This window comes from Yokenella regensburgei ATCC 49455, from assembly GCF_000735455.1.
Classification (GTDB): domain Bacteria; phylum Pseudomonadota; class Gammaproteobacteria; order Enterobacterales; family Enterobacteriaceae; genus Yokenella; species Yokenella regensburgei.
Genome location: NZ_JMPS01000076.1, coordinates 1 through 19,861, shown reverse-complemented (window position 1 = coordinate 19,861; position 19,861 = coordinate 1). Strand labels below are relative to the sequence as shown.

General features: G+C 57.0%; 16 protein-coding genes. 10 read left to right on the top strand and 6 right to left on the bottom strand.

Going from position 1 to position 19,861, the window contains the following annotated elements; all coding sequences use genetic code 11:
• The first annotated feature begins 173 nt into the window (after positions 1-173).
• Together GYRE_RS24000 and GYRE_RS19430 are read left to right on the top strand one after the other, a co-directional pair.
• Positions 174-347 carry a GhoT/OrtT family toxin gene (locus GYRE_RS24000; RefSeq protein WP_006819886.1) on the top strand — a complete coding sequence of 58 codons (174 nt, stop codon included), beginning with the start codon at positions 174-176 and terminating at the stop codon, positions 345-347.
• A 143-nt stretch (positions 348-490) separates the two neighbouring features.
• Complete coding sequence (locus GYRE_RS19430) at positions 491-1,957, top strand: C69 family dipeptidase (RefSeq protein ID WP_038257673.1); 1,467 nt, start codon at positions 491-493, stop codon at positions 1,955-1,957.
• A 48-nt stretch (positions 1,958-2,005) separates the two neighbouring features.
• Here the strand turns inward: GYRE_RS19430 and GYRE_RS19425 are convergent, their stop codons facing one another.
• Genes GYRE_RS19425 through GYRE_RS19415 form a run of 3 tightly spaced genes read right to left on the bottom strand, consistent with a single transcriptional unit; the run spans position 2,006 to position 8,517 of the window.
• On the bottom strand, positions 2,006-4,153 hold the full coding sequence (locus GYRE_RS19425) for a virulence factor SrfC family protein (protein WP_038257672.1): 2,148 nt from the start codon (positions 4,151-4,153) through the stop codon (positions 2,006-2,008).
• Positions 4,150-7,131 (bottom strand): virulence factor SrfB, encoded by a 2,982-nt coding sequence (locus GYRE_RS19420; protein ID WP_038257671.1) that lies wholly within the window; start codon positions 7,129-7,131, stop codon positions 4,150-4,152. The genes GYRE_RS19425 and GYRE_RS19420 overlap by 4 nt, the downstream gene beginning before the upstream one ends.
• Before the next feature lie 3 nt (positions 7,132-7,134).
• On the bottom strand, positions 7,135-8,517 hold the full coding sequence (locus tag GYRE_RS19415) for an SrfA family protein (protein WP_038257670.1): 1,383 nt from the start codon (positions 8,515-8,517) through the stop codon (positions 7,135-7,137).
• A gap of 283 nt (positions 8,518-8,800) precedes the next feature.
• Here GYRE_RS19415 and GYRE_RS19410 point away from each other — a divergent pair, with 283 nt between their 5' ends.
• Both GYRE_RS19410 and GYRE_RS19405 read left to right on the top strand, forming a co-directional pair.
• Complete coding sequence (locus tag GYRE_RS19410; protein ID WP_006819891.1) at positions 8,801-10,396, top strand: ABC transporter substrate-binding protein; 1,596 nt, start codon at positions 8,801-8,803, stop codon at positions 10,394-10,396.
• A 9-nt stretch (positions 10,397-10,405) separates the two neighbouring features.
• Complete coding sequence (locus tag GYRE_RS19405; RefSeq protein ID WP_006819892.1) at positions 10,406-10,639, top strand: YdcY family protein; 234 nt, start codon at positions 10,406-10,408, stop codon at positions 10,637-10,639.
• 2 nt (positions 10,640-10,641) lie between these two features.
• Here the strand turns inward: GYRE_RS19405 and GYRE_RS19400 are convergent, their stop codons facing one another.
• A complete protein-coding gene (locus tag GYRE_RS19400; protein ID WP_006819893.1) occupies positions 10,642-11,091 on the bottom strand; it encodes a DMT family transporter in 450 nt (149 codons plus the stop codon).
• Entirely contained in the window at positions 11,088-11,606 is a 519-nt protein-coding gene (locus GYRE_RS19395; RefSeq protein ID WP_038257740.1) for a GNAT family N-acetyltransferase, read from the bottom strand. Before GYRE_RS19395 ends, GYRE_RS19400 begins: the two co-directional genes overlap by 4 nt.
• Before the next feature lie 107 nt (positions 11,607-11,713).
• Between GYRE_RS19395 and GYRE_RS19390 the strand changes: the two genes are divergently transcribed.
• From GYRE_RS19390 to GYRE_RS19380, 3 genes are all read left to right on the top strand, one after another.
• Entirely contained in the window at positions 11,714-12,289 is a 576-nt protein-coding gene (locus GYRE_RS19390; RefSeq protein ID WP_006819895.1) for a helix-turn-helix domain-containing protein, read from the top strand.
• Positions 12,290-12,333: 44 nt separating this feature from the next.
• Positions 12,334-13,371, top strand: coding sequence for an NADP-dependent oxidoreductase (locus GYRE_RS19385; RefSeq protein ID WP_006819896.1), 1,038 nt, complete (start codon positions 12,334-12,336; stop codon positions 13,369-13,371).
• A gap of 236 nt (positions 13,372-13,607) precedes the next feature.
• Complete coding sequence (locus tag GYRE_RS19380; RefSeq protein WP_038257669.1) at positions 13,608-14,267, top strand: GntR family transcriptional regulator; 660 nt, start codon at positions 13,608-13,610, stop codon at positions 14,265-14,267.
• 73 nt (positions 14,268-14,340) lie between these two features.
• Here the strand turns inward: GYRE_RS19380 and pqqU are convergent, their stop codons facing one another.
• Positions 14,341-16,452 carry a TonB-dependent receptor PqqU gene (gene pqqU, locus GYRE_RS19375; protein WP_038257668.1) on the bottom strand — a complete coding sequence of 704 codons (2,112 nt, stop codon included), beginning with the start codon at positions 16,450-16,452 and terminating at the stop codon, positions 14,341-14,343.
• Positions 16,453-16,710: 258 nt separating this feature from the next.
• Between pqqU and yncE the strand changes: the two genes are divergently transcribed.
• The 3 genes from yncE (at position 16,711) to GYRE_RS19360 (ending at position 19,856) form a co-directional block, all read left to right on the top strand.
• Positions 16,711-17,772, top strand: coding sequence for a 7-bladed beta-propeller protein YncE (gene yncE / locus GYRE_RS19370; protein WP_038257666.1), 1,062 nt, complete (start codon positions 16,711-16,713; stop codon positions 17,770-17,772).
• A gap of 81 nt (positions 17,773-17,853) precedes the next feature.
• Entirely contained in the window at positions 17,854-18,072 is a 219-nt protein-coding gene (locus GYRE_RS19365) for a YgdI/YgdR family lipoprotein (RefSeq protein WP_006819900.1), read from the top strand.
• A gap of 419 nt (positions 18,073-18,491) precedes the next feature.
• Positions 18,492-19,856, top strand: coding sequence for a BigA/YdbA N-terminal beta-barrel domain-containing protein (locus GYRE_RS19360; protein WP_038257664.1), 1,365 nt, complete (start codon positions 18,492-18,494; stop codon positions 19,854-19,856).
• Positions 19,857-19,861 lie beyond the last annotated feature (5 nt).

Genomic DNA, 19,861 nt, shown 5'->3' with positions numbered 1-19,861 from the left:
TGACCTCCTGTTATATAGTCGTGTATTCCGGGTTGCGCAATCGGACAAAGGGTGAGATTGATTAAAATCAGACTTCTTACACTTTTTAACATTTTTCCCCGGCTTTACTTGATGGCTGTCAAAAAAAGAGGCATAGTGCGGCCGTTTTATCTCCAAGGAATGGCACTTCCCCCATGACGCTGTACCAAAAAATGCTGATCTTCTACGCCATCATGGCGGCGATCTGCGCCTTTATTACCTGGTTTTTGACCAAAGAATCCCTGTGCATTCGTCTGATTGCTGCTCTGCTGATAGGGGCGACCTGGCCTTTTAGCTTTCCGGTGGCGCTGCTGCTCTCTCTGTTCTGACGAAAGTAGTCAAATCTTCCGGTGATGGCGGCAATCTCTGCTTACAAAAACTATTCCACATGTTCCTTATGGTATTTGTAACTGGTTTTCGATAGGTCTATGGTGGTTTTGTTTTCTGAAACAAAACTTTAATGGAGCTGTCTATGAAAATCTCAGTACTTGCCTCAGCCATAGCGTTGTTAAGTATGGGGCAGGCAATGGCGTGTACCACCATTCTGGTCGGCGATAAAGCCTCGGACGACGGATCGTTTATTGTTGCCCGTAACGAAGACTATTCGGCAACGAACGCCAAGCATATGGTTATCCACGAGGCGGTAGATAACCAACAGGGCGAATTCAAATCCCACAGCAACGATTTCACCTGGCCGCTGCCGAAATCCGCCATGCGCTACACCGCCATTCACGATTTTGATACCCAGGATAAATCGATGGGGGAAGTGGGCTTCAACTCGGCGGGAGTCGGGATGAGCGCCACGGAAACCATCTATAACGGTAAGCCCGCGCTGACGGCCGATCCTTACGTCGAGAAAACCGGGATCACCGAAGACTCCATTCAGACGGTGATTCTACCGGTGGTGAAAACGGCGCGCGAAGGGGCGGAAATGCTAGGTAAAATTATCGAGCAGAAGGGTGCCGGTGAAGGATTCGGCGTCGCGTTTGTCGACAGCAAAGAGGTCTGGTACCTCGAAACCGGCAGCGGCCATCAGTGGCTGGCGGTGCGTTTACCGGCCGATGAATATTTTGTCTCTGCCAATCAGGGACGTTTACGCCAGTACGATCCCGCAGACACCGCCAACTATATGGCTTCGCCTACGCTGCTGAGCTTTGCGGAAAAACACGGGCTGTATAACCCGAAAGACGGCGCGTTTGATTTCCATAAAGCCTATTCCCAGGATGTCGAAAACGATGTGGTTTATAACTATCCGCGCGTCTGGACGTTACAGCACATGTTCAACCCGGCGCTGAAAACCACCGTTGAAGACGGGAAAAACTTCCCGGTATTCCTCAAACCTGAGAAAAAAATCAGCGTCGCGGATGTCAAACAGGCTCTGCGTAACCACTATCAGGGCACGTCTCACGATCCATATGCCAACAACAATCCGAAAGAGCCATGGCGGCCGATCTCCGTTTTCCGCACGCAGGAATCGCATATTCTGCAGGTAAGACCGAATCTGCCGAAGGCGATTGGCGAGGTGCAGTACGTGGCCTACGGCATGTCGACGCTTGGGGTATACGTTCCCTATTATCAGGGGATGAGCCATTATCTGCCGGGCTATGACAAAGGCACCGATCAGGCGAGCGACGACTCGGTGAACTGGAAATTCCGCAAACTGCAAACCCTGGTGATGCAGGATTACAACGCCTATGCGCCGGACGTGCAGCGCGCGTATCTGGCGTTTGAGCAGCAGACCGCCGAGAAGCAGAAAACGATGGAGCAGGAGTATCTGAAACTGTATAAATCGCAGCCGAAAAAAGCGCAGGAACTGCTGCAGAGTTTTGAAGATAAAACCATGCAGGACGCGCTGAATCTTACCGATAGCCTGACGAATCAGGTGTTCAGCAAAATGACGCACGCCACGGACATGAAATACCACTTCGAAGGAGCGTAACGTAAAGAAGGGCCTGTCTTACCGCGTGATGGTAAGACAGGTCAGGCATCAGGAAAAATAACCCTGTAGCTGGCGGCGTGCCTCGGGAGAAATATCATGAGGATGCTGCCAGCCGGCGTTTTCGGTGGCGCGGCTGTACAGCGCTACCAGCCAGTCATAGACATAGCGGGTGGCGGCGTGGACCGGCTGTTCTCCAAGCTGCGTCAGGCGTGCGCGGGTATCCGGCGCCTTCAGGGCAAAAATGGGGCTACCTTTCGCAATACGGCTCGCCGGACGCGTTTGCGCGGGCATTCCGGCATAATCAAACCAGGCAATAAAATTACCGATAGTGGCGCGCAGCTGTGCGGCGCTCGGATTTTCGCTGCGCATCACCTGCTGCAGCCGTGCGGGCAGGCCAAGACGGTAGCTGGTGACGATAATGCTTTCAGCCAGCTGATGCAGCACGTCCGCCGATAGCCCACTCTGGGCGGCAATTTCCTGGCGGCGGCTCCACTGGCGCAGATAACGCACCCACAGCGCATGGGCCAGGGTACCGGTATCCTGGTCGTCGGCGGCGGCGAGCGCGCCGTCTTCCGGTTGAGCAAACAGATCCACGCTTTCGCTGAATAGCCCGGCGACTTTCTCTTCGCGCGGCTGCTGCGCCTGGCACAGCGCTTCAAACGCCTGTAGCGGCGGCAGCAGACCTTCGAGCATTTCACCTAACACCGCCGCCCGCGCCTGGAGCTGACGCACGATGTTTTCCGCCTGGGTCTGCATGGTGGCAGCGTCCTGATGTGCCGGGTTGAGATACTGGCTCAGCAGGGCGCGGGCATTGCCGTGGAGTTCACGTTCAATCAGCTGTAAACGCGCATCACGCAGCGTCGGGTTCAGCGCCTGCATTAGCCATTCGGTTAAACGCTGCAGGCTGCTACTGTCCAGCGCCTGTAACGTTCCCCAGCGCTGGCCCGGGTGCTTAATCAGCTGCTGCACGGCTTCATCGAGGTTTTGTTTACGGGTGAAGCGGTGATCCTGCGGGGTGATCGCCCACACCAGGCCCGGCAGGGCGCTTTCCTGCATCGGCTGCGTTTCCGTTACCCACTGCACCAGCGTTCGGGCAATGGACGGCGTTTGTGAACGTTGCACGCTGGCGTTGCACACCAGCAGCACGTCCGGCTGCAGCTGCTGACGGTAGCTATCTAAAAGCCACAGGCACTTGGTTTGCCACAGCGGCGCGTTGGCTTCCGGAGCGGCGGCAGGCATGTCGAGGATATCGATATTGCCAAGGCTACCGGCCTCTACCGGCAGAGTCAGCTCGCGGGTCAGCAGTGCCAGCTTTGCAAGCGGCAGGCTGATGGCGTTGAGCAGTTTACCGTTGTGCAGGGGATGAACGACCACTTCATCGTCCAGCTCGAACTCCGGGGTCAGAAAACCTTCGGCTGGCAGGGCGAAGCTGTCTACCAGCAGGCTCAGCGGCGCGGCAATCTCGCGGGCGTTTCCCGCCTGATGCAGCGTGTGTGCCAGGCTCAGCCACTGTTGGGTTAAGCCCTGGTGTTCTCCCCACAGCAGAGACCATGCGCTGGCGCGGGCGCTGAGATCGAGCGACGGAATAAGCTGCGCAAACTGGAACCACAGGTCGTCATCCATCTGCTGGCGAGACGTGGGTACGGCCTCCTGCCAGAAGCGGGCAATGGCGGCCACTTCCTCGCGGGTGATGCCGGGCACCTGTTGCGGCTGGCGCAGCGATTGCCAGGTTGCAATACGGGCGACAATGGCGCTTTTACTGACCGGGCGGATCTCCGTCTGGGTTTGCGCCTGGGCGATAAACAGCTGCACCAACTCCGCCTCGCTTAAGAGCGTAAGGCGCAGCGGGAAGGCGTCGTCAGGAGGCGCCGCGTGCGGACTAAAACGCAGCGCCATGCGGGTTACGCCGTGGCCCGGATTGATGTGGGTAAACCAGTCGAGGGTTTTCACTCCAACATGAATGCTGAGGTGTCCGCTCGGGCTGTCGCACAACGTGGTCAGCAGATGCGCTTTTGCTTCCTGAGAATGGCCATACAGGCCAATGGTCAGGGGACGCGTGCGGGCGTGCTGTACCGCCTGCTCGCGATGACGCAGCGCCAGCAGGCGCGTGAGCAGGGCGTTGGCGTCGTTGTTCAGAAGCAAGGCGTGGCTGCGTGTGGTTTCGGTCCACGTAATGACCTTCTGTAAAGCACTCATTTCAGGTATACGCTCCCGCTATCAATCCAGTAGTGGCTGCCGGTATGTCGGCGATCGGCCAGGGTGTTCAGTTTTAAGGTCAACGCATCGGGGGCCACCGCCGTGCCGTCCTGTAGCCAGGCATCGGCCAGTTCGAAGGACTCCGGGGCCTGGTGCTTGCCGCCGCCTGCCAGCGTTAAACGCACGTGCAGCACGCCGTCTCCGGCAATGGCTTTTGCCAGCTCCGGGCTATTGATGCTGAGGGTGTACAGCGGCGTGGCGGGCCAGCGGGCGTTGGTCAACTGGCGGAAGCCAAGCGTGACGTTACCGCGCAGCGGGAAGTGCAGCCTGGCATCGACTTTCGCGCCAGGCATATCGAGGTCGATGTCCGAATACCAGACGTTCTCCTCGCGCAGGGTGTTAACCACGTTGTCGAGCACCCCGAGGTAACGCACCGTGGAATATGCGCCAATATCCGCCGCTTTAAAGTTGAAACGCGGCAGACGCAGATCCAGCGCCAGGCTGCAGAGCATCGCCCCCACGGCCGCCGTCGATTTCGGGTTACCAATCTTGCCCTGCTGGTTGAAGGGATACCATTCATGGACATGATATTTATCCAGCCACACCATCCGGCTTGCCGGCACCGGCTGCAGATGGCGGATCAGCGCCTGCACGCCGGGCAGGCAGCCAGGGCGCCCGGTCACCAGCAGCACGTCGCAGTGATAATGCGAAATGGCTTCACACACCGCATGCAGCGGTGAAGCAATCGTGAACTCGCCTTTCAGCATGGCCTGCTGCAGGGTGCTGAAGTTCACCTGCAGCGGTACGTCCAGCAGCGAGAACGGCTCGGCGTTGGCCGGGAGCGCATGTTCAACCGCGTGGGTGATGTAGTTCATCACGTTGCGGGTCGGCTGCTGCTTCAGCAGTTCGCCGAAGGTGGCGTACAGCCCGGCGAGCGGATCGCTGGTGTCACTTTGCTCCCAGGCCGCAAGAATGGCGTGACCCACCGGCATAAACAGCTGTAGCGCGGTTTGCTGGCGCAGCACCGCCTGGGTATCGATACGCCCGGAATCACCAAACAGCGTTGCCATCAGCGCAGGTGCATCGGGGATGCCGCACTTCTGCAGGTGAGTTTGCAGCGCCGGCAGCACGCAGCGCTGAATAATATCGAGCAGGATATCGTCCCCGGCGACCTTAAACCCTTCGCGGAACAGCAGCTGCGGGGTGATTTTTACGTTGCTGCCGGTGCCGTCGTCGAGCTGGTACTGGGTGATGGCCATATCGGTCGTGCCACCACCAAGATCCACCGAAGCCACACGCAGGGTGCGCCCCGGACGCTCTCCCTCAGCCTCGGTGCGATCCGGGCGAGAAAGGGCGGCAAAGAAGGCTTCGGTCTGGCCGCCGTAGTGGGAAACCGCTTCGTTATACAACCACACCAGTTGGCCGCAGCTGGCTTCGTCCCATTCCATCTGGATGCGTGGAACCGGCACCACGCTGTTACGCTGCTGCGAGGGGGTTGCGAAATCGTCATCCTGCGGGTGCCAGCCGAGTGATTTCCACACCAGCGCAATCGCTTCAAACATACGGCGGCGGAAAATCTCGCGCTCCTGCTTCGGCATTGCTGACGGCAGCGTCAGAATAATGGTGCGCAGCTGGCGCGGTGAAGAGGGGAACCCAAGACGCAGACGCGTGGCCACGCTGTTGATCTGCCCCAGCGCCTGGGCCAGCAGTTCGCAGAGCATATGGGTCATCAGCGTACTGCGGCTGTACTGCGGTGAGAACACCGGCAGGCGGTCTTCCGGCGGCAGCGTAAACAGCGGCTGACCGTCGTCGTTCATCAGGTTCATCAGCGGGAAGGCGGTGGCCAGCGGTTCGCGCTGCGTTTTGGCATTGATCTGGCTAAAGCGCCAGTCCTGCACGGTGGGGGTTTCATCCCACAGGTAGCGGCGCGGGCTGGAAAGGCCGCTGTAGCCGTCGGTACCGAGGCGCTGCATGGCGAGCTTGCGCGCTTCGTCACCGACGCGAACGATAGAGGGCCAGACAAAGGCATCGTCGCGGCCGCTCTCTACCGAGCAGTGCTGTTTACCAAAGCGCGCTTCGCAGAACTCCACGCGGCTGGTGAACATTGGCTCGTTCAGATACTGCGGCTCCGTCAGCGAGCGGACCTGCAGTTCGGCGGTCTGCCGCAGGCCGTCGTTGGCATCGCCATGATCTTCAATGATCACCCCACAGGTATGGGTGTTACCCACGTCGAGGATCAGATCGACCGGAATAGCCGGCGTGCTGAGGGTGGCGGTGACGATTTTAATTTCCGGTACCGCCAGCTGTTCGCCGAGCAGAGTCAGCACATTAAGCCAGTGACCCTGGTACTCGAAGCTGCGCAGGGCCTGGGTTACTTCGCGATCGGTACGGTCTTCCTGCTGGTTGACGTGCTGGGTGAAGACTTCCCGCAGCCAGCCGTCAATCCACGTCTGGTCGAGGAAATCGGCAATCTCCTCGTCGCGCCAGGCGAGGGCGAAGCGGGTGCCGTTGAGAATATCGTTCTCAACCGGGGCCAGCGCTGCCGGGCTTTCGCTGCTCATCTGGCTGTCGAAGGCGAGCGTGACGCGGTGCGTGTGCCCGGCGCTGTCCGGCTCGGCGAGTTTGCGGATCTGCATCCTGGCCCAGTTGTCCGGGCCTTCCACGAAGGTGCGCGGTGGATTAAAGCGGAAGAACGGCAGCGGCAGCCACAGGCCGTCCAGCACCCCAAGCGATTGCTCAAGCGTCAGGGTGGTTTCCGGTTTCACGACTTCCGCCTGTTCGCCGTTGCGGGCGGGCAGCGTATAGCGTCCGTTGACCAGATCATAGTCGAGGCGCAGCAGCGGCCCGTTGGCGGTTTTACGTACGAAGCGTCCGCTGTGCAGCGACTCCTGCGGCGTCAGGCCGAAGTCGAGAAACTGCACACCGCTGTTGGCAATAAGCGTAACGCTCTGTTTGTAATCGCAAAGTGTAACCAGCATAAATCAGGCACCTGTTTTCTTGAACGTCAGCGGGACGACGGTGTTGGCATCATAGCGACCAGTACATTCCGCGATATCGCTGGTACCGGCTTTACAGGTAATTTCGGGCATCGGATAGCGCGAACCGTCGCTGCAGCGGGCGGCGCCCCGGCTCTTGATCATCAGCTCACCGTTTTGATGCAGGCCGGAGAAAATCTCAGCGCGGCAGACGATGTTGTCGCCATGCACCAGGCGGGCGGTGCCCTTGTTGTTCTGCATCTGGTAGCGCAGCGATGGCGGTTTACCGGTGACAGGATCTTTAATGTCGATCAGGACACGCCAGTTCCCGTTGAGGAATTTGGTGGTGCCAGCGCGCATCTGTGCCGCTTCCATCACCAGCGCATCTTTTGGGATCGCGGCAATCACCACCGGTTCGGCAGGCGCAGCGGGTTTCTCTTCTTCTTTAGTCTTTATGACGTCGGCGCGATGCAGCGGCAGGCTGGCGGCAACCTGCGGCAGCGCCGGGCGGGCAGGGACAGGCTGAACGACAGGCGCAGGCACCGGGGCGGCAGCCACGGTTTCAACCGGCTCGGCGACAGTGGTGCTCTGTTTCCATAACAGCGGTGCGGCGACGGCAACAACGATGATAGCCGCGACCGGCACGCTCCACAGCGGGAGGCGGCGCTTCGCGCGCTTAACCGGAACCGGGTCCGCGACGGTGTTGATTTCCGGCTCTGCTTCCGGTTCTTCGGCTTCCGGCTGGGCGACGGCGTAGGCCTGCATCACGGTATCCGGCAGCTTACTCACCGCTGCGGGAGTGGGTTCTGGCATGAGCAGAGGCTGCTCTTCGTCGACGAATACCACCGGCTCTGGCTCGGCTTCGGCAGGGGCTGGCGGGATGACTTCAATTACCGGCGGCTCCGGCTCCGGCTCACGCAGGCAGTCGAGAATGTCGTCGCGCACGCTGTCGTTAAGGTTGATAAAGCCCCAGAAGGTGATAACCGGCTTGCCGTCGACGAGGAAAACGTGGTTCTCGCCGGGGAACTGCAGCGCTTTTTCCAGCAGGGCGCCGAACAGCTGTTGGGTGGTTTTACCGGAGGCGAGCGATTTACGGCTGAGCGTCAGGGCACTGTCGAAGGTGCTGCGCAGGTAGCGGCGGGCGCGTTCACGAACCGCTTCATCGGCGGCTTTCCAGCTGCTGGCGCTCCCCTCAACGGGCGAGTACCAGGCCACACGGTCGCCTTCGTCATTAACCTGCGGTATGGCGAGGCAATCGACCAGCGCCTGTTGTTTGCGCAGGCGCAGGGTTTCGCGGATTTGCAGGGCGGAGTCAAACACGGCCTGGCCACCGCCGCCGACCGCCTGAAAATCATCGAGGCTGCCGCTGCGTAATAGAGTTTTTGTCACGTTGTCATCCCATAGACTTCTTCACACCATGACTTTACGCCACCTCATGTGCATCTAAACGGTGAAAGACAGGCTAAAAAACGAGAATTCTCGTGCTATTGAGACGGCAAATTACGCTTGACCTTTTGGGATTTACTTAAGTCAAACGAGGTGCAGGGCGTTGGTGAATAAAGCAGCGAAAACATCTGCTTTCGCATAACCTGATGCGGATTGGTTATTTGTCAGTTATTCAGGGCTGTGCTGTTATTAAAGTCCATATAATTAAAGATAAAGGCTTATAACCATGTCTACAGGGAAAACGTTGCTGGCGCTGGCGCTCGGCACGCTCTTTTCGGCAAGCGCCTTCGCGGCAGATCACGACACGCTCATCTACTGTTCGGAAGCCTCTCCCGAGTCGTTTAACCCGCAGATTGCCAGCTCTGGCCCGTCGTTTGTGGCAAGCTCGCAGACGCTCTACAACCGCCTGATCAACTTCGACCCGGTGAAAAATACCCCAGTACCGTCGCTGGCGACCGAGTGGACTATCTCCCCGGACGGCAAAACCTACACCTTTACCCTGCGCAAAGGGGTGAAATTCAACAGCAACAAGTTCTTTAAACCGACGCGCGATTTTAACGCCGACGACGTGATTTTCTCGGTGATGCGCCAGAAAGACCCGGCGAACCCGTACCACAAGGTCTCGCAGGGGACGTATGAATATTTCAACGATGTCGGCCTCGACAAGTTGATTACCGATGTGAAGAAGATTGACGATTATCACGTCCAGTTTGTGTTGAGTGAGCCGAACGCCGCCTTCCTTGCCGACTGGGGCATGGACTTTGCTTCTATTCTTTCGGCGGAATATGCCGACGAAATGCTGAAAAAGGGCACTCCGGAAAACGTCGATACCTGGCCGATTGGCACCGGGCCCTACGTGCTGCAGCAGTATAAGGTCGATTCACTCATCCGCTACGTGGCGAACCCGAACTACTGGGACGGCGAGGTGCCAACCAAACACCTGATCTTCTCCATTACGCCGGATGTCCAGACCCGACTGGCGAAGCTGCAGACCAACGAGTGTCAGATTATCCCGGCACCATCGCCGGTGCAGTTTGATGCCATCAAAAAGAACAAAGATTTAGCCCTGCATGCGGTAGAAGCGCTGAACGTCGGCTATCTGGCGTTTAATACCGAGAAAAAACCGTTTGATAACGTGCTGGTGCGTCAGGCGCTGAACTACGCCACCGACAAAAAAGCCATCGTCAACGCCGTGTTTATGGGCTCTGGCACCGTAGCCAAATCGCCATTGCCGCCGAACATGCTCGGCTACAAGAAAGATCTGCCGGATTATGACTACGATCCGCAAAAAGCCAAAGATCTGCTGAAAAAAGCGGGGCTGGAGAAGGGCGCGGAGGTGACGCTATGGTCAATGCCGGTGCAGCGTCCGTATAACCCGAATTCGCGTCGCATCGCTGAGATGATCCAGAACGATTGGGCGAAAGTGGGCATTAAAGCCAAAATTGTCACCTACGAGTGGGGCGAATATCTCTCCGGAATGCGCAAAGGTGAGCATGATTCGGCGCTGTTCGGCTGGATGTCGGACAACGGCGATCCGGACAACTTTGCCGACACGCTGCTGGGCTGTAACAGCATAAAAACCGGATCGAACGCCGCGCGCTGGTGTGATAAGGGGTACAATGCGCTGGTACAGAAAGCGAAGCTGACCAGTGACCCGGCGGCCCGCGCGAAGCTGTACGGTGAGGCACAGGAGATTTTCTACCAGCAGGCGCCGTGGATTGCGCTCGCCAACGGGAAAACCTTCTACGCCACCCGCAGCAACGTGAGCGGCTTCAGCGTCAGCCTGATGGGCAGCGATTTCTCGAAAGTAAAGATTAACTAAGGAGCAGGTATGTCACATCTGGATGAGGTCATTGCCCGCGTGGATGCGGCAGTTCATGAAAGCGTGATTACGCACATGAATGAGCTGCTGGTGGCGCTGAGTGATGATACTGAAATCAGTCGCGAAGAGCGCTATACCCAGCAGCAACGGCTGCGCAATGCGATTGCCCACCACGGGCGTCAGCATAAAGAAGACACGGAAGCGCGTCACGAAGCGCTCACCAAAGGTGGCACTATTCTGTAGCCTTAAAACTGGCGTCTGGCGACAAGCCAGGCGCCAATCACCAGCAATACCGCACCGCATACCGGCCCGACCAGCGCCCGCCACGGGATCCCCTGGCTGCGCACCACGTCCATCACCAGACCGCCAATCAGCTGGCTTGCCACCAGTACCGCAATGGTTGTGGCGGCGCCAACGTACTGATAGCCGCTGATGCTGGCAAAAACAAAAAACGAGCCCAGCAGGCCAGGAATCAGCGTCCACCACTTGATGCTGTGCACCAGCTCCTGTGCGCCCGTCAACCCGTGCTTTATCAGCAAAATAGAGACAAACAGCACGATCCCCACCAGCGAGTTGAGCAGCATAGCGATAAGGATCGTGGACGAGCTTTGGGTGATGCGCACCATAATGGTGTTTTGCACCACCAGGCCAATCCCGGCGGCGACAAGAAAGGCCAGCGTCAGCGACTGGTTCATGGGATAGCGTCCGGATCCTGGCGATCGTCGAGCTGTAGCTGCATGAAGGTGAGATCCAACCAGCGGCCAAACTTGGTGCCGACCTGCGGCATTTCGCCGGTGGTGATAAAGCCAAGCTGGGCGTGCAGTTTAAGCGAGGCGTGGTTTTGCGATTCAATACCCGCGACCATCACGTGTTTCCCGGCGCGGCGCGCTTCGGCAATCAGCCGGGTGAGCAGGGCGCGGCCAAGGCCTTTACCCTGATGCAGAGGGTGAACATAGACGGAATGCTCGACGGTATGGCGAAAACCATCGAAGGCGCGCCAGTCGCCGAAGGACGCATAGCCGGTGATCGCACCATCTTCTTCACTCACCAGCACCGGATAACCGGCCATCTCCCGCGCCTCGAACCAGGCCAGGCGGTTGTGAATATCGACGGTTTTATCGTTCCAGATAGCGGCGGTATGCAACACCGCGTGGTTATAAATTTCAGCAATAGCGCCGCAGTCATCTTTACAGGCATAGCGAATCATCAGGGAAACCTCAGCGGTGTACACTATAGTAGTACGACATTATTACAATACTATACACCCGGCGCGCAAGCGCTTCCTTAATGAAACGTCATACACTATAGTGATACGTCATGACGACTATCGAAGACAATCTCAATCAGCGCATCAGCGCACGTATCCGCATCGAGCGGGAATCCCGTAGCTGGTCACTCAGTGAACTGGCTGAGCGGGCCGGTGTTTCACGCGCGATGGTGCACAAAATCGAGCGCGGAGAGAGCAGCCCCACGGCGATGATGCTGGGCCGTCTCTCCGGCGCGTTCGGTATCAGTATGTCCACGCTTATCGCCCGCGCCGAAATGCAGGAAGGCAAACTGCTGCGCCGGGAAAACCAGCCGGTGTGGCGCGACCCGCAAACGCACTATCTGCGGCGGCACGTCTCGCCGCGCAGCGATCTGCCTATCGATCTGGTACAGGTCGAACTTCCCGCCGGGAGTGATATTCCCATGCCGGCCTCTTCCTACGCGCTGGCGCGTCAGCTTATCTGGCTGCAGGAGGGGAAGCTGCTGTTTATCGAAGGCGATACCCATCATCAGATGCAGGCCGGGGATTGCCTGGAGCTCGGGCCGCCCAACGATTGTCGCTTCGTCAATGAAACCGACGAGCCCTGTGTTTATCTGGTTGTGCGCTTAAATCAGGCCGCCAGCTGAAACGGGCTACGCTTTAGGCTATTGACCACGATAAGGAGCGCGTAATGAATCAGATGACTTTACAACAACGTCGTTGGGTACTCGCATCACGTCCGCACGGTGAACCGGTGGCGGCAAACTTTCGTTTTGAAGAGGGCGACATTCCCGCGCCTGGGGCCGGTGAGCTTTTGCTGCGCACGGTCTATTTATCCCTCGATCCCTATATGCGTGGACGCATGAGCGATGCCCCGTCGTATTCGCCACCGGTTGAGATCGGCGCGACGATGGTGGGCGGCACCGTGAGCCGCGTCGTCTCTTCGAACCACGCCGGTTTTAAACCCGGTGACTGGGTGCTGAGCTACGGCGGCTGGCAGGCGTATGAGGTGTCGAACGGTGAGGGATTGGTCTCGCTTGGCGCTCATCCACCGCATCCTTCCTGGGCGCTGGGCGTACTCGGCATGCCGGGTTTCACGGCCTATATGGGGCTGCTCGACATTGGTCAACCGAAGCACGGTGAAACGCTGGTGGTCGCCGCGGCGACCGGGCCGGTGGGCGCGACGGTGGGGCAAATCGGTAAACTGAAAGGTTGCCGGGTGGTGGGCGTGGCGGGGGGTGCAGAAAAATGCCGCTATGCGGTAGAGACATTGGGTTTCGATGTTTGCCTCGATCACTATGCCGACGACTTTGCCGAACAGCTGCGCGCCGCCTGTCCACAGGGGATCGACGTTTATTTTGAAAACGTCGGCGGTAAAGTGTTCGACGCGGTGCTGCCGCTACTGAACACCTCTGCCCGTGTGCCGGTTTGCGGCCTGGTCAGCGGCTATAACGCCACCGGACTGCCCGCAGGGCCGGATCGCCTGCCGTTATTGATGGCGACCCTGCTCAGAAAACGAATTCGCATGCAGGGATTTATCATTGGCCAGGATTATGGTCATCGGATTGATGAATTCCAGAAGGAAATGGGTCGCTGGGTGCAGGAAGGAAAAATTAAGTACCGCGAACAGATTGTTGACGGTCTGGAAAATGCACCTCAGGCCTTTATTGGCTTACTGAAAGGACAAAATTTCGGCAAGCTGGTTATTCGCGTCGCGCCTGATGCTTAATTTATGCACTGCGGTGTGATAAACACCGCAGTTCTACGTGCAAATTTCTGAAATTGCGTCTTTAATTAACGGACGAACGTCGTGAAAGGACGTGCAGTGTTATATCAATAAGTAAACTAATAATTTAGATGCGTTAATTTGTTTTATTTTTTATTTCCCACGCCAGAGTAAGATACAGGATATATCTTTACTGTCCTGTAACAACGATAACGATGATTAGGCAACAGGAAGTAGACATGCTTGATTTTGAGAAAGCGCAGCGAATGAGTCTGACCACCCAGGTCGAGGTAAACTTAAAGAGTGCGTTGATCATTGGTGCCTTAAAGCCGGGCGCCAGATTAGTAACCAAAGACATTGCTGAACAGCTTGGCACCAGTATTACGCCCGTCCGTGAGGCCCTGCTGCGTCTGGTATCTTCCGGCGCACTGCAAGCCACTCCTGCACAGGCGTTTTTAGTTCCGGAAGTCACGCTGGAGCGTTACCGTGAAATTAACGCGATCCGTAAGAAACTGGAGGGAATGGCAGCTTCGGCGGCCGCGTTACTGATGACTGCAGACAAGCTGCGTGAGCTGCGCGGCCTGGCTGATGAGTTCCAACGGGCAGTCGGCAACAGTGATATTGAACAGACGCTGCAGGCGAATTACCGCTTCCGCTTCCGTCTCTACCACTATGCTGAAATGCCAACCCTGACCGCACTCATCGAGCAATTATGGGTGCGAATCGGACCCAGCTTTAATTACCTTCATCCGCAGCCGGAAATGGTTTTCCACGGTTCTGATTTTTACCAGGAATTACTGGCGGCGCTGGAGAAAAAGGACGAGACGGCGAGTTATCAGGCCATTTGCACTGCTATTGATCAGGGAGCGGCGGTGTTACAACGTCAGTACCTGAATTAATTACCGCGTTAACTATCTTATCTGTTATTAACTTTTCCGGGTTTACAGACCCGGAAAAGTTACTTTCTCGAATTTACTCGAATTGATACGCAATAGCCAGGCCAACACCATAATTGCGGCCCGGCGCGGGTTCGTAGTAGCGGCCGTTAGATTCATTGACAATAACCGAACCGACATATTCCCGGTCAAATAAGTTATCTATTCGACCAAACAGATCCATTTGCCACTTCCCTAAATCAAATTTATAGCCGGTGTTCATTCCAACGATGGTCCATGAAGGGGCTTTGGCGCTGTTTTGATCGTTGGCCATAATATCGCCCATATAGCGAATATCCGCCCCGGCGTACCAGCCTTTTTCCGGCTGCCAGCCAAGCGACGCGAAGCCCATATTCTGCGCGATACCCGGAATGCGGTTGCCGTTGCAGTCGCCGGTATTGCACACGTTGCTGAGGTAGGTGGCGTCGAGCCAGGTCCAGGCGGCGTTGAGCTTCCAGTTTTCGGCAAACCGCTGATCGAGCGACAGCTCGGCGCCCTGGCGGCGGGTCTTCCCGGCGTTTTTATAGCTGGTGCGGCCACCGCTGTTGCTGTCGACCACGATTTCGTTATCGGTGTCGGTCTGGAACAGCGCGGCGGTCAGCAGACCGTTGCCGATGCGGGTTTTGCTGCCGGTTTCATAGGTGGTGCTGGTCGAAGGCTGCAGACCAAAATTGAGGCCGCTCTGGCCGCCGGAGCGATAAGAGAGCTCGTTAATCGTCGGGGTTTCAAACCCTCGTCCGGCTGAGAGATACAGGTTCCAGGCATCGGTCATCGCGTATTTCAGCGAGCCTGCCGGAAGCCATTTATGGTAGCTGGCGTCACCGCTGTCGTCAGGATTGCCCGGCGTGACGTAGTGATCGTTCGAGTCGAACCACACCGAGCTGTAGCGCACCCCGGCGTCGAGCGACAGCTTTTCCGTCAGCTGCCATTGGGATTGCAGGTACGGATCGAGATTCCACATCAGGTTGCGTTCGTTGCGGCGCAGCGCGCCTTCTTCGCCATACTGCGGTGCGCCGTTGACCAGCACATAGTTCTCGTAGCCTTTCCGCTTTTCGCTCATCGTTTCGTAATCGAGCCCGGTGGTGAAGGTCACCGGTACGCCGAGCTGCCCCTGATGCGTCCAGCGGCTGTCGATGCCCTGATAGTGGCGGTCGAGGGCGATAACGCCGCCGGAATGCGCCGGATTGAGCTGCGGCGCCATCGGGATCGACTGGTACTGGGTGGTTTGTCGCTCCCCGGCGTACATCATCACGCTGAGCGCATCGCGCTCCGTCAGCTGGCGTTCATAGCGCAGCCCGGCCTGGGTCTGTTTGGTATCTTTGCGGGTGTTGTACTGATCACCGCGCGGCGACTGGCGCGGGTCGGCCTGCCATTCGCTGTAGCTGAGTCCACCCGGATCGTTGGCTTTGATATCCACGCTGTTAAACAGCAGCGTCAGCTTGCTGGCATCGTCAATACGCACGCCAAGTTTGGCGTTACCGAGGTTTTTACGCGCGCCGCTGTGGTCGCGATAGCCTCCGGTGACAAAACGGCTGGTGGAAACGGTGTAATCAACGTCACCCGCGTGGCTGCCATCGCCGACGGCGCCGGTGGCTTTCAGCCCGTAGCGCCAGGAGCCATAGCTGCCGTAGTAGCTGCTGGCTTCAATGGTCGGCGGCTGCTGACCGGTCTCGGTGGTGATGTTCATCACGCCGCCAGAGGCGTTGCCGTAGAGGGCAGAGAAGGGGCCGCGCAGCACCTCGATACTCTCGACGCTGTTGATATCAATGTTCGAGGTTTGCCCCTGGCCGTCGGGCATGGTGGCGGGGATCCCGTCCACGTAGAGGCGGATCCCGCGCACGCCAAAGGTGGATCGCGAACCAAAGCCGCGAATCGAGAGCTGAAGATCCTGGGCGTAGTTCTGGCGGTTCTGCACCTGCAGGCCAGGCACGCCGCCAAGCGACTCTGAAAGGTTAACGCGCGGTTGGGCGTGGCGCATGTCGTCGCCGTACACCACGCTCACCGCCGCCGGGGTATCAAGTTCGGAAACCACCTGCGGCGTTGCCGTCACAATCATGGTTTGCTCATCGGCGGCCTGAGCCTGCACGACAGCAACAAAAGGGAAGAGAAGAGCCGGAAGCGCCACCCTGCGAACCGCAAAAATTTTCATGTCACGCACTCAATAGAAAGCAAATCTAAGAATTTATTTGAACATGTTAATGGTCATGTTAATTAATTGAAAAGTTTAACGGCACATTTGGTTAATGCCAGGCAACTGAGTGGCGATACAGAGCACAATCTGCGGAATAGTGCTCCACTTTTAACTGAATAATGATTACTATTCGCATCTAAAAAACGCAAAACCACGAGTTTGCGAACCGGAAGTGCTGTGGAGCAGCAAACAATTCTGTAGAACAAGGGAGTCGTCATGTCTTTACGTCATCTGTCCGCACCACGCCTGCGCCGTTCACTGTTGCTGAGCACGTTGCTGCTGGCGGGGAGCTTTAGCGCCCATGCCGCCGACGAAATGCTGCGCAAAGCGGTAGGGAAAGGGGCTTACGAAATGGCCTTCAGCCAGCAGGAAAATGCGCTGTGGGTGGCTACCTCTCAGAGCCGCAGCCTGGATAAAGGCGGCATTGTGTATCGACTGGATCCGGTGACGCTCGATGTCACCCAGATTATTCACAACGATCTCAAACCGTTTGGCGCAACCATCAACCAGCAGACCCAGACGCTGTGGTTTGGTAACACCACCAACAGCGCCATCACCGCCATCGATGCCAAAAGCGGCGATGTGAAAGGGCGCATTGTGCTGGATGACCGCGTTCGTAGCGAAACGGTAAAACCGCTGCAGCCGCGTGAGCTGGTGGCGAACGACAAAACCAACACCGTCTACGTGACCGGCATTGGTAAAGAGAGCGTGGTGTGGGTGATTGACGGTGCGAACCTGAAGCTCAAATCCACCATTACCGGAACCGGCTCCTTTGGCACCGGCCTGGCGCTGGATGCTGACGCCAGACGTCTGTACCTGACCAACGGTGACGGCGAGCTGGTGACCATCGATACCGACAGCAACAAAGTGCTGAGCCGTAAAAAGCTGCTGGACGATGGTAAAGAGCACTTCTTCCTTAACCTGAGTCTCGACACCGCGGGCCACCGCGCGTTCATTACCGATTCCAAACAGCCGGAAGTGCTGGTGGTGGACATCCGTGACGGCAAAGTACTGGAAAAAATCGCCGCGCCGGAATCGCTGGCGGTGCTGTTTAACCCGGTGCGTAATGAAGTGTACGTAACGCATCGGCAGGCCGGCAAAGTCAGCGTCATTGATGCGAAAAGCTACAAAGTGGTTAAAACGCTGGATACACCGACGCATCCGAACAGCCTGACGCTTTCTGCCGACGGTAAAACCCTCTTCGTGACCGTGAAGCAGGCTTCCAGCCGCCAGAAAGAGGCGACCCAGCCGGACGACGTTATCCGTATCGCCCTGTAATCATCCGCTGTTACAACCCGCTGCTAGCCACGCCTCGCGCGTGGCTATACACTTAAGGGACTATTTTAGAAGGGAGTTGTTATGAAAAAGTCTTTAATTTGCCTCTGTGCGGGTGTGGCGCTGTTCACCCTGGCGGGCTGCAGCAGCAACTATGTAATGACCACCAAAAGCGGCCAGACCATTGTCACCCAGGGCAAACCGAAGCTTGATAAAGACACCGGTATGACCAGCTACACCGATCAGAACGGCGATGAACGCCAGATCAACAGCAGCGACGTTGCGCAGCTGGTTGAAGATTAAAACCTCTATCGTGCGATAATCCCCTCACCGTGAAGCATTTTTTACCCTCACGGTGAGGTTTTTTTATTAATAAATGATGCCGCTTTGTTATTTTTTATTCGACAAAATACCGGAATGTTATTTATAAGTATCATAAATGATTTATTTTTATAAATTCATCTATTGTATTTATTAGTTTTTATTAATTCAGATTTAAGTAAATATAACTCCAGAAAAATGAACTGTTTTTTCCTTTTAAAATAACAACCTGGCTTTTGGTTTGGTATTTTGCTTGTTATTGCGCCATTGCCACCCCGTATTGTTATTACTCCGGTAAATGTATTCTCTCCTCCCATGAAACAATTTTTTATCTAAATAAAATTACCCTAAATGGAGGATGGAATATGCATAAGCGGAAGATACTTCCATTGTGTATTGCAATGGCATTAAGCAGTAATGCCTGGGCGACAGATACGGACGACGTCAACGATTCAAAAGTGAAATGTCCAACCCAGGTCAGCCAGCTGACGGAAGCCGAAAAAGCGGCGCTGCCAGCAGAATGTAAAACCGATGACGACAGCCTGACGGGCTGGGTCCTCGGCGGTGCCGCCGCCGTGGCGGCCGCCATTGGCGTGGCGATGTACAACGACAATGGTGGCGGCTATGCGCACCACGATAACCACTCACCGGCGCCGCCGGACGACGGCGGTGATTCCGGTATTCTTCCTGATGATGGCGGAGATTCCGGTACTCTTCCTGACGACGGCGGTGATTCTGGCACTAATCCGGATGACGGTGGAGATTCCGGTACTGACCCCGACGATGGCGGCGACTCCGGTACCGATCCGGTCGCCACGACATATTACTACGATAACGGCGTCACGCTGGATACCGATGCCAACACGCTGACCTTCGACACCGTCTCTGTCAACGGCGAGAGCTGGGATAACGTCACCTTTAATTATGTGGAAGAGGGCGACAACTACGTGCTGACGGCGCCGGACGGGCGCACCCTGGTTATCGATAAAAAGTACGTTACCAACGAAAATAACGCGGTAATCGACGGGGCTTATGGCAGCGACGATTTAGCCTGGAAATATGACAGCACCGGCACCTTCTGGTTTGCGGATGCCGATACCAACGTGATTGCAGGCGATGGCGAAGTGACCAGCCTCGGGGATACCACCACAGACGGCGAGAATACAATCGGTACGCTGATTATTGGAGACAACACCGTCAACACCCTCGACGGCGATACCACCGCCAGCAACGGCGCCACTGGCGTGGTGGTCTCCGGCGACGATACCCTGACGACTAATAACGGCGATATTTATGCCTCCGGCGCCGCCACCGGGCTGTACCTCTCCGGCTACGACAACCGGTTTACCAACGTCGGCAGCATTACCGCCGTCGATGACGGTTCCACCGGGGTGATCATCAATGGGGATCTCGCTAAGTTCAGTAACACCGGCACTATTGACAGCAGCCTGAATGCCACTGGAGTTAGCGTCACCGGTAACGGTGACGCCGTAGAGCTCGCCGGGACGATAAACGTGCATGCAGAAAAAGATGCCGACGGCGTGTACCAGGGCGGCACCGGCGTCAGCGTTGCCGGGAATGGCGGTTCGACGGAAATCACCGGCGACGTGAACATTTCCGGCTCCTATGCCGCCACTGACAGCGGCTCGCCGCAAGGCACACTCACCGGTGTGGCGGTCAGCGGGGAAAACGAATACGGTCTTAGTGGATGGTGCGCTGTCGATGGCGCTGGATACACAGGGAACGGTAGACGTAACCGTTTTTGAAGCGC

Excerpts from the sequence above, each read along its gene's own strand:
- GYRE_RS24000 (WP_006819886.1), top strand. The coding sequence starts at position 174 with ATGACGCTGTACCAAAAAATGCTGATCTTCTACGCCATCATGGCGGCG.
- GYRE_RS19430 (WP_038257673.1), top strand. The coding sequence starts at position 491 with ATGAAAATCTCAGTACTTGCCTCAGCCATAGCGTTGTTAAGTATGGGG.
- GYRE_RS19425 (WP_038257672.1), bottom strand. The coding sequence starts at position 4,153 with ATGAGTGCTTTACAGAAGGTCATTACGTGGACCGAAACCACACGCAGC.
- GYRE_RS19420 (WP_038257671.1), bottom strand. The coding sequence starts at position 7,131 with ATGCTGGTTACACTTTGCGATTACAAACAGAGCGTTACGCTTATTGCC.
- GYRE_RS19410 (WP_006819891.1), top strand. The coding sequence starts at position 8,801 with ATGTCTACAGGGAAAACGTTGCTGGCGCTGGCGCTCGGCACGCTCTTT.
- GYRE_RS19405 (WP_006819892.1), top strand. The coding sequence starts at position 10,406 with ATGTCACATCTGGATGAGGTCATTGCCCGCGTGGATGCGGCAGTTCAT.
- GYRE_RS19400 (WP_006819893.1), bottom strand. The coding sequence starts at position 11,091 with ATGAACCAGTCGCTGACGCTGGCCTTTCTTGTCGCCGCCGGGATTGGC.
- GYRE_RS19390 (WP_006819895.1), top strand. The coding sequence starts at position 11,714 with ATGACGACTATCGAAGACAATCTCAATCAGCGCATCAGCGCACGTATC.
- GYRE_RS19385 (WP_006819896.1), top strand. The coding sequence starts at position 12,334 with ATGAATCAGATGACTTTACAACAACGTCGTTGGGTACTCGCATCACGT.
- GYRE_RS19380 (WP_038257669.1), top strand. The coding sequence starts at position 13,608 with ATGCTTGATTTTGAGAAAGCGCAGCGAATGAGTCTGACCACCCAGGTC.
- pqqU (WP_038257668.1), bottom strand. The coding sequence starts at position 16,452 with ATGAAAATTTTTGCGGTTCGCAGGGTGGCGCTTCCGGCTCTTCTCTTC.
- yncE (WP_038257666.1), top strand. The coding sequence starts at position 16,711 with ATGTCTTTACGTCATCTGTCCGCACCACGCCTGCGCCGTTCACTGTTG.
- GYRE_RS19365 (WP_006819900.1), top strand. The coding sequence starts at position 17,854 with ATGAAAAAGTCTTTAATTTGCCTCTGTGCGGGTGTGGCGCTGTTCACC.
- GYRE_RS19360 (WP_038257664.1), top strand. The coding sequence starts at position 18,492 with ATGGCATTAAGCAGTAATGCCTGGGCGACAGATACGGACGACGTCAAC.